The sequence below is a fragment of the Microvirga sp. P4_G7 genome, assembly GCF_056401005.1.
This window is the reverse complement of record NZ_JBFUKD010000108.1, coordinates 1-8,096: the sequence shown is the minus strand read 5'-3', so window position 1 is coordinate 8,096 and position 8,096 is coordinate 1. Positions and strand designations below refer to the sequence as shown.

Sequence of the window (8,096 nt, the reverse complement as noted above, 5' to 3'; positions counted from 1 at the left end):
GCTTCTCCACGACCGGACGAAGATCCTTCGCCTTCGGCAGGGTGGTGACGATCTGCTCGTGCTTGATCAGCGCAGCCGACATGTTGGCGAACATCGCCTTACGATGCTCGGACGAACGGTTGAAACGACGACCACGAAATCCGTGACGCATGGCTCTCTCCTTGATGTTGCGGCCGCCGGGCCAAGGGCCGGCCGTCCTTCTTGACCTCCGCCATTAAGAAACGGAGTGGCAAAATGAAGATACCGCCGCAAGTTCTTGAACTTGCGGCGGTTTGTATCTTAGTAGTGCTCCTCGAAGCGCTTTGCGAGCTCTTCGATGTTCTCCGGCGGCCAGCCCGGCACTTCCATGCCGAGATGCAGGCCCATGGAGGCGAGCACTTCCTTGATCTCGTTCAGCGACTTGCGGCCGAAGTTCGGGGTGCGGAGCATTTCCGCCTCGGACTTCTGGATGAGATCGCCGATATAGACGATGTTGTCGTTCTTCAGGCAGTTCGCCGAACGGACCGAGAGTTCGAGCTCGTCGACCTTCTTGAGCAGCGCCGGGTTGAACGGAAGCTGCGGCGCGACGGCGGCGGCTTCTTCCTTGCGGGGCTCTTCGAAGTTCACGAAGACCTGGAGCTGATCCTGAATGATGCGCGCGGCATAGGCCACGGAATCCTCAGGGGTCACCGAACCGTTGGTCTCGATSGTCATSRTCAGCTTGTCGTAATCGAGRATCTGGCCCTCRCGGGTGTTCTCGATCCGATAGGAGACCTTCTTGACCGGGCTGTAGAGCGAGTCGACCGGGATGAGACCGATCGGCGCGTCTTCCGCGCGGTTGCGCTCGGCCGGGACGTAGCCCTTGYCGGTGTTGACCGTGAACTCCATGCGGATTTCCGCGCCCTCGTCGAGGGTGCAGAGCACGAGTTCAGGGTTCAGGATCTGCACGTCGCCGATCGTGTTGATGTCGCCAGCGGTGACAGCGCCGGGGCCGGTCTTGCGAAGCGTCATGCGCTTCGGGCCCTCGCCCTGCATCTTGATGGCGATGGTCTTCACGTTCAGCACGATGTCCGTCACGTCCTCACGGACGCCCGGGATCGACGAGAATTCATGCAGCACGCCGTCGATATGGATCGACGTTACGGCCGCGCCCTGCAGCGAGGACAGGAGAACGCGGCGCAGCGAGTTGCCGAGCGTCGTACCGAAACCGCGCTCAAGCGGCTCGGCCACGACTGTCGCGACGCGCTTCGGGTCGTCGCCCGGAGACACTTCGAGCTTGTTCGGCTTGATGAGCTCTTGCCAGTTCTTTTGGATCACAACCACACCTCTCGAGGTACGGAATGAAGGATGGCCGCAGCCTGTCCTTGAAACCGGAGCGCCCGCGAAACGAATTCGCGGGCAAGATGATCTTCTAGCTTAGACGCGACGGCGCTTGCGCGGCCGGCATCCATTGTGCGGGATCGGCGTCACGTCACGGATCGACGTCACCGTGAAACCAGCCGATTGCAGAGCGCGGAGCGCCGATTCACGTCCCGAACCCGGACCGGACACCTCGACTTCGAGAGTGCGCATGCCGTGCTCGGACGCCTTGCGGGCCGCATCTTCTGCCGCGACCTGAGCCGCGTACGGGGTCGACTTRCGCGATCCCTTGAAACCCATCGCGCCGGCCGACGACCACGAGATCGTGTTGCCCTGCGCGTCGGTGATGGTGATCATCGTGTTGTTGAACGAGGCATTCACATGCGCCACGCCGGAAACGATGTTCTTGCGTTCGCGGCGGCGGACGCGGGTAGCTTCTTTAGCCATTCTAAATGGTCCTTCAAACGCGCCCGTCATACCAGGCGCTCGGGATTGCAGTTCTCTTGATCGTCATGGCCGGGATTGACCCGGCCATCTCAGGCCGAACGAGGCTCGGATGCCTGCGCGCGACCCCGGAGCTGACCCCGAGGACAACGCGAGGACGAGCCTCTCCGCCTTACTTCTTCTTGCCGGCGATCGGCTTGGACTTGCCCTTGCGGGTGCGCGCATTGGTGTGCGTGCGCTGGCCGCGAACCGGAAGGCTGCGACGATGACGCAGGCCGCGGTAGGCACCGAGATCCATGAGACGCTTGATGTTCATGGACACGTCGCGGCGCAGATCGCCTTCGACCATGTAGTCGCGGTCGATGGTCTCGCGGATCTGAAGCACTTCGGCGTCGGTCAGCTGGTTGACGCGGCGCTCCGCCGGGATGTTGACCTTCTGCACGATCTCCTGAGCCTTCTTGGGCCCAATGCCGTGGATGTACTGAAGCGCGATGACGACGCGCTTGTTGGTCGGGATGTTGACGCCTGCTATACGGGCCATTGCCGTCTCCATGTGATCGAAGCTCGAAGCTTCGAAGGTTATCGCGCGTCCGGTGGAGGCCGGCCCTTGCGCGGATTGTTGAGAACACAAGAATACGGAGCGGCCTCTGACGAAGCCCTCCGTTCGCGTGTTCTTTTGCGAGAGCGGGTTCCCTAACGCATCGAGACGCCCCCGTCAAGCGACGGGAGATCCCTCCCCTCACGCACTCTGTCATGCCCGGGCGCGACCCGGCTACCTCGATCGGAAGAGCGCGGCGATCTTCGCATCGGGTGGGCGGCACGCGCTCGACGCGACCCGTTCTGCAATGACATCGCAAATGTTCCTATTTTGTTCTTGACAGAATCGATGCTACGTAATATCGTTGATAGGATTGCGATGGATGGGTATCAGAAAGACAGCGTTTCGTAAAAAGCATCCGATCCCGGCACTGAACGATTGAGGGGCTCATGATCATTGCGACACGTGAACTGGAGTATATCACCGAGACCGGCGAGCACATCGCCGTTCTGGTGACGTTGCATGCCCCGGAGGAAGACGAAAACCACTGGAAATGCCGTTACACGCCGCTTGGCCGAATGGCGTTGAGGCCCGGGCAGGCCGCGGAGGCGACTCCGTCCAGGCTTTGGAACTCTGCCTCAAGGCGATCGGGATGAGTCTCTATTTCAGCGACTACCACAAGACCGGCAGGCTGAAATGGCCCGGCGACGACATCGAGGCGGCTGGCGGCGGTTACGGCTTTCCCGTCCCTCGCAATGCGCGAGACCTCCTCATCGGCATCGACAAGCGGTTCGACGGCGAAGGCGGGCCGTTCCCATGACATCGATGCCGTGGTCGCCCCGCGGCTCCTCAGGATGAGGGTGGCGGGGTGGCTCCTCCGCAGGAGGAAGGAGTATCTCGTCCCATTTTTGAGAATGGCACCACCACAGCCTCATCCTGAGGAGCGACGCAGTCGCGTCTCGAAGGACGAGGCGTCTCCAGTGTGCTCTGGAAGATCCTTCGAGACGCCGCTTCGCGGCTCCTCAGGATGAGGGTGGTGGGGTGGCTCCTCAGGATGGTGAGGAGGGGCAGCTCCTCAGGACGAGGAGGCGGGGCAGCTCCTCAGGATGAGGAGGCGGGGCGGCTCCTCCAGTGGAGACGGGGAGTGCGGCGGAGGGATCCCCTCGCCGCGTCCGAGCGGGGCGGCATTGCCGCCCCTTCAGCCTAAGCGCCCCTTCAGCCTTGGCGAATCCCTTCAGCCTTGGCGGACCCTTCAGCCTTGGCAAGCGCTCGCGGCCTCAGCGGCCGAGAATGCCTTTCAGGGCTTCGGTGACCTCGTCGATCGGCCTCATGCCGTCGACGTGCTTCAGGCTGCCCTTCTGGGCGTAGTAGTTGGACAACGGCGCGGTCTGGTTCTTGTAGGCTTCGAGCCGGGTCCTGAAGACGTCCGGATTGTCGTCCTTGCGAACGACTTCGCCGCGGGCCTCGGTCTCCTTGGCGCGCTTGACGATCCGTTCGACGAGCGCGTGCGGATCGACGTCGAACTCGATCACGCCATCGAGCTTGAGCCCCTTGCGGGCGAGCATTTCGTCGAGCCCTTCGGCTTGAGCGACCGTACGCGGGAAGCCGTCGAGGATAAATCCGTTCTGGGCATCCTGCTCCTCGATGCGGTCGGCGACGATGCCGATCACCACGTCGTCGGAGACCAGGTCGCCACGATCCATGATCGCCTTGGCCTTGAGCCCGATCGGCGTGCCTGCGGCTACGGCGGCGCGCAGCATGTCACCCGTCGAGAGCTGGGGAATTCCCAGCCGTTCGACCAACCGAGCGGCCTGCGTGCCCTTTCCGGCACCTGGCGGTCCCAGCAAAATGATCCTCATCGAGCCCCCCAAACTCAATATGAGGGCGTGATCCGATCCGAGCCGATCACGCCCTGTCGTCGAGAACCTGCACCTTTCGGTGAGAACCTTACCGTCGCCGGCTGCCCTTGAGCTTAGCCTTCTTCACGAGCCCTTCATACTGGTGCGCCAGCAGATGGCCGTGGACCTGGGCGACCGTATCCATGGTGACGGACACGACGATCAGGAGCGAGGTGCCGCCGAAATAGAACGGCAGCGAAGCGTAGGACACCAGGATTTCCGGAATCAAGCAGATGATCACCAGATACGCGGCGCCGAGAACGGTGACGCGGGTCAGCACCTGGTCGATGAACTCGGCGGTCCGCTCGCCGGGACGGATGCCCGGGATGAAGCCGCCCTGCTTCTTCAGGTTGTCCGCGGTCTCCTGCGGATTGAACACGATCGCCGTATAGAAGAAGGCGAAGAAGACGATCAGCGCCGCATAGAGGAACATGTATGCCGGCCGGCCGTGGCCGAGATACGTCGTCAGCATGGACACGATGCCGGTGCCGTCCGACGTCTGGAAGCTCGCGATGGTAGCGGGCAACAACAGAAGCGACGAGGCGAAAATCGGCGGAATGACGCCCGACGTGTTGAGCTTCAGCGGAAGGAAGGAGGTCTGCCCCTCGTACATCCGATTGCCGACCTGGCGTTTCGGATAATTGATGAGAAGACGCCGCTGGGCGCGCTCCATGAACACCACGAAGTAGATGATCGCCATCGCCATCACGATCACGCCGAGAATCAGACCCGTCGAAATCGCGCCCTGGCGGCCGAGTTCGAGCGTTCCGGCAATCGCGGTCGGCAAGTTCGCAACGATGCCCGCGAAGATGATCAGCGACGAGCCGTTGCCGATGCCGCGCGACGTGATCTGCTCGCCGAGCCACATCAGGAACAACGTGCCGCCGGTGAGCGTGATCACGGTCGAGATCAGGAAGAACGGACCCGGCGACTGAACGATTCCGCCCGAGCTTTGAAGGCCAACCGCAATGCCCCAGGATTGGAAGACCGCGAGGAGCACCGTCAGGTAGCGGGTATACTGGTTGAGGATCTTGCGACCCGCCTCGCCTTCCTTCTTCAGCGCTTCGAGAGCCGGCAGCACCGACGTCAGCAGCTGCACGATGATCGAGGCCGAGATGTAGGGCATGATGTTGAGCGCGAAGATCGCCATACGCTCGACTGCRCCGCCCGAGAACATGTTGAACAGTCCGAGGACGCCGCCGCTGGCGTTCTGGAAGCTCTGTCGCAGCGCTTCGGGATTGATGCCTGGCAGCGGGATGTAGGTGCCGAGACGGAAAACGATAAGAGCACCGAGGGTGAACCAGATGCGCTTCTTCAACTCTTCGGCTTTGGCGAGAGCGCCAAAATTAATGTTCGCCGCAAGCTGCTCGGCTGCTGAAGCCATCGTTGTGTCCTCGAAAAATCTTGCCGGAGCGCGATCGGCGAAAGTGAAATCGGCTCTGATCCCGATCACGCCCCAAGATATTGAACCTGTGCATGATCTCGTCGCCACACCGTAACCGGCTCGGCGACGAGATCATGCACTAGCGGACAGTCATCACGCAAACGGCGGCCACGCGATCAACGCGGGCCGCCGCTTGGATCCTGCTTAATGTGGGCGCGGGCTCACGCCTRCGCAACGGCGCCCAGAAGGGTCACCGAGCCACCAGCCTTCTCGATCGCCTGGACGGCCGACTTGGACGCTCCGGCGACTTCAAAGGAAAGCTTGGCCTTGATCTCGCCGATGCCGAGGATCTTCACGCCATCGCGGGGCTTCGACACGACGCCGGCAGCCACCAGCGACTCGATGGTCACGGTTGCGGCCTTGTCGAGCTTGCCGGCCTCGATCGCCTGCTGAATGCGGCCGATATTGACCTCATTCAGAATGATCGCATTCGGCTTGTTGAAGCCGCGCTTGGGCAGGCGACGATGCAGCGGCATCTGGCCGCCTTCGAATCCCTTGATGGCGACGCCCGAACGGGACGTCTGACCCTTCACGCCGCGGCCGCCGGTCTTGCCTTTGCCGGAGCCGATACCACGACCCACACGCATGCGGTTCTTGGTGGCGCCTTCGTTGTCACGAATTTCATTCAGTTTCATGACGCTCTCCTCACTGCCCGTCCACAACGCGCACGAGGTGCTTGACCTTTTCGATCATGCCACGCACGGACGGCGTATCGGCAAGCGTCGAGGTCCGATGGAGCTTGTTGAGCTTGAGACCAACCAGCGTCTGGCGCTGCTTGCCCTCGCGGCGGATCGGCGAACCGATCTGCTCAACGGTGACGGTTTTCGCTTCTGTAGCGGCAGGCTTCTTTGCCATGATGACAGCCTCCCTTACGCTTCAGAGCCGACGGCTTCGACATCACCCGCTTCACGGCGGCGAGACTGCAGAGCCGAAACCTTCAGGCCACGACGAGCGGCGACCGAACGCGGGCTATCTTCGTTCTTGAGCGCGTCGAAAGTTGCGCGAACGAGATTGTACGGGTTCGAGGAGCCGAGCGACTTGGCGACCACGTCCTGCATGCCGACCGTCTCGAAGACGGCGCGCATCGGACCGCCGGCGATGATGCCGGTACCCTGCGGGGCAGCGCGAAGAATGACCTTGCCTGCACCGTGACGACCATTGACGTCATGATGCAGCGTGCGGCCTTCGCGGAGCGCGACGCGGATCATCGAACGCTTGGCGGCATCAGTCGCCTTGCGGATCGCTTCCGGCACTTCGCGGGCCTTGCCGTGACCGAAGCCGACGCGACCTTTCTGGTCACCGACGACGACGAGGGCAGCGAAGCCGAAACGACGGCCGCCCTTCACGACTTTCGCGACGCGGTTGATGTGTACCAACCGATCGACGAATTCGCTGTCGCGCTCTTCGCGATCAGCACGTTCTCTTGGTTCTCTAGCCATGAGACSTCTCACTTGCGCGGGCGGCGGGCCCGCTCGCTTCAGGGTTTTTCAATACCCGCCGTTTAGAAATCGAGTCCGCCCTCACGAGCAGCGTCGGCCAAAGCCTTGACGCGTCCGTGGAACAGGTAGCCCGAACGATCGAAAATGACCTGCTTCACGCCGGCCTTCGTCGCACGTTCCGCAACAAGCTTTCCGACTTCCTTCGCCGCATCGACGGTGGCGCCGGTCTTCAGCTTGCCCTTGACGTCCTTCTCAAGGGTCGACGCGGAAGCGAGGGTATGACCCGCCACGTCGTCGATGATCTGGGCATAGATCTGCTTGGACGAACGGAACACCGACAACCGCGGGCGTCCGTTCGCTGCTTTCCTGATCGCGCGGCGCACACGAGCCTTGCGGCGATCTTCAGCGCCTTTCTTCTCAGCCATGATGCGTCCTTACTTCTTCTTGCCTTCCTTGCGGAAGATGAACTCGTCAGCATACTTGACGCCCTTGCCCTTGTAGGGCTCGGGACCGCGGAAATCGCGGATCTCAGCAGCAGTCTGACCGACCTTTTGCTTGTCGATGCCGGCAACGATCACTTCCGTCGGCTTAGGCGTCGTAATGGTGACACCGGCCGGAATTTCGTAATCGACATCGTGGCTGTAGCCGAGCGAGAGCTTCAGCACCTTGCCGGCAACGGCGGCGCGATAACCGACGCCGTTGATCTCAAGACGCTTCTCGAAACCCTTGGACACACCCTCGACCAGGTTTGCCACCTGGGCGCGGGACATGCCCCACTTCGCGCGGGCCGTCTTGGAGGTGTCGCGCGGATTGACCGCTACGGCGCCCTCTTCCAACGCAACCTTCACTTCTTCCGGCACCCGGAACGAAAGCTCGCCCTTGCTGCCCTTAACCTTGACTGTCTGGCCGTCGATGGTCGCCGTCACTCCCGACTGAACCCCAACCTGCTTTTTGCCTACTCGAGACATGCTCAAATCTCCCGTGGTTCTGTGCTC

At 62.0% G+C, this 8,096-nt stretch carries 12 protein-coding genes; 1 reads left to right on the top strand and 11 read right to left on the bottom strand.

Features of this window, described 5'->3' with window-relative positions; genetic code table 11:
- The 4 genes from AC1DT3_RS07390 to rpsM all read right to left on the bottom strand — a co-directional run.
- On the bottom strand, positions 1–151 hold a 151-nt coding region (locus AC1DT3_RS07390; protein WP_477464607.1), incomplete at its 3' end, for a bL17 family ribosomal protein.
- 128 nt (positions 152–279) lie between these two features.
- Positions 280–1,302, bottom strand: coding sequence for a DNA-directed RNA polymerase subunit alpha (locus tag AC1DT3_RS07385; RefSeq protein WP_477464605.1), 1,023 nt, complete (start codon positions 1,300–1,302; stop codon positions 280–282).
- 93 nt (positions 1,303–1,395) lie between these two features.
- Positions 1,396–1,785 carry a 30S ribosomal protein S11 gene (rpsK, locus tag AC1DT3_RS07380; RefSeq protein ID WP_047186967.1) on the bottom strand — a complete coding sequence of 130 codons (390 nt, stop codon included), beginning with the start codon at positions 1,783–1,785 and terminating at the stop codon, positions 1,396–1,398.
- A 169-nt stretch (positions 1,786–1,954) separates the two neighbouring features.
- Positions 1,955–2,323 (bottom strand): 30S ribosomal protein S13, encoded by a 369-nt coding sequence (rpsM, locus tag AC1DT3_RS07375; RefSeq protein ID WP_477464604.1) that lies wholly within the window; start codon positions 2,321–2,323, stop codon positions 1,955–1,957.
- Between the two features lie 550 nt (positions 2,324–2,873).
- On the opposite strand from rpsM, the gene AC1DT3_RS07370 reads away from it, so the two are divergent.
- Positions 2,874–3,140, top strand: a complete 267-nt coding sequence (locus AC1DT3_RS07370) for a DUF6968 family protein (RefSeq protein WP_477464603.1) — start codon at positions 2,874–2,876, stop codon at positions 3,138–3,140.
- Positions 3,141–3,597: 457 nt separating this feature from the next.
- Here the strand turns inward: AC1DT3_RS07370 and AC1DT3_RS07365 are convergent, their stop codons facing one another.
- The 7 genes from AC1DT3_RS07365 to rplF form a co-directional block, all read right to left on the bottom strand.
- Positions 3,598–4,179, bottom strand: a complete 582-nt coding sequence (locus AC1DT3_RS07365) for an adenylate kinase (protein ID WP_477464602.1) — start codon at positions 4,177–4,179, stop codon at positions 3,598–3,600.
- Positions 4,180–4,267: 88 nt separating this feature from the next.
- Positions 4,268–5,602 (bottom strand): preprotein translocase subunit SecY, encoded by a 1,335-nt coding sequence (secY, locus tag AC1DT3_RS07360; protein ID WP_477464601.1) that lies wholly within the window; start codon positions 5,600–5,602, stop codon positions 4,268–4,270.
- A 221-nt stretch (positions 5,603–5,823) separates the two neighbouring features.
- Positions 5,824–6,297: a 50S ribosomal protein L15 gene (rplO, locus tag AC1DT3_RS07355; RefSeq protein WP_477464600.1), complete on the bottom strand. Its 474-nt coding sequence runs from the start codon at positions 6,295–6,297 to the stop codon at positions 5,824–5,826.
- A gap of 10 nt (positions 6,298–6,307) precedes the next feature.
- Positions 6,308–6,517, bottom strand: coding sequence for a 50S ribosomal protein L30 (rpmD, locus tag AC1DT3_RS07350; protein ID WP_477464599.1), 210 nt, complete (start codon positions 6,515–6,517; stop codon positions 6,308–6,310).
- A 14-nt stretch (positions 6,518–6,531) separates the two neighbouring features.
- The gene (rpsE, locus tag AC1DT3_RS07345) at positions 6,532–7,101 is read right to left on the bottom strand and encodes a 30S ribosomal protein S5 (RefSeq protein ID WP_477464598.1); all 570 of its coding nucleotides are present in this window, start codon (positions 7,099–7,101) and stop codon (positions 6,532–6,534) included.
- 62 nt (positions 7,102–7,163) lie between these two features.
- Entirely contained in the window at positions 7,164–7,526 is a 363-nt protein-coding gene (gene rplR / locus AC1DT3_RS07340; protein ID WP_477464597.1) for a 50S ribosomal protein L18, read from the bottom strand.
- Positions 7,527–7,535: 9 nt separating this feature from the next.
- Positions 7,536–8,069 carry a 50S ribosomal protein L6 gene (rplF, locus tag AC1DT3_RS07335; RefSeq protein WP_477464606.1) on the bottom strand — a complete coding sequence of 178 codons (534 nt, stop codon included), beginning with the start codon at positions 8,067–8,069 and terminating at the stop codon, positions 7,536–7,538.
- Positions 8,070–8,096: the final 27 nt, after the last annotated feature.

Bases quoted from the DNA above. Each gene is read 5' to 3' on its own strand.
- rpsM (WP_477464604.1), bottom strand. From the start codon at position 2,323: ATGGCCCGTATAGCAGGCGTCAACATCCCGACCAACAAGCGCGTCGTC.
- AC1DT3_RS07370 (WP_477464603.1), top strand. From the start codon at position 2,874: ATGCCGTTACACGCCGCTTGGCCGAATGGCGTTGAGGCCCGGGCAGGC.
- AC1DT3_RS07365 (WP_477464602.1), bottom strand. From the start codon at position 4,179: ATGAGGATCATTTTGCTGGGACCGCCAGGTGCCGGAAAGGGCACGCAG.
- rpmD (WP_477464599.1), bottom strand. From the start codon at position 6,517: ATGGCAAAGAAGCCTGCCGCTACAGAAGCGAAAACCGTCACCGTTGAG.
- rpsE (WP_477464598.1), bottom strand. From the start codon at position 7,101: ATGGCTAGAGAACCAAGAGAACGTGCTGATCGCGAAGAGCGCGACAGC.
- rplR (WP_477464597.1), bottom strand. From the start codon at position 7,526: ATGGCTGAGAAGAAAGGCGCTGAAGATCGCCGCAAGGCTCGTGTGCGC.
- rplF (WP_477464606.1), bottom strand. From the start codon at position 8,069: ATGTCTCGAGTAGGCAAAAAGCAGGTTGGGGTTCAGTCGGGAGTGACG.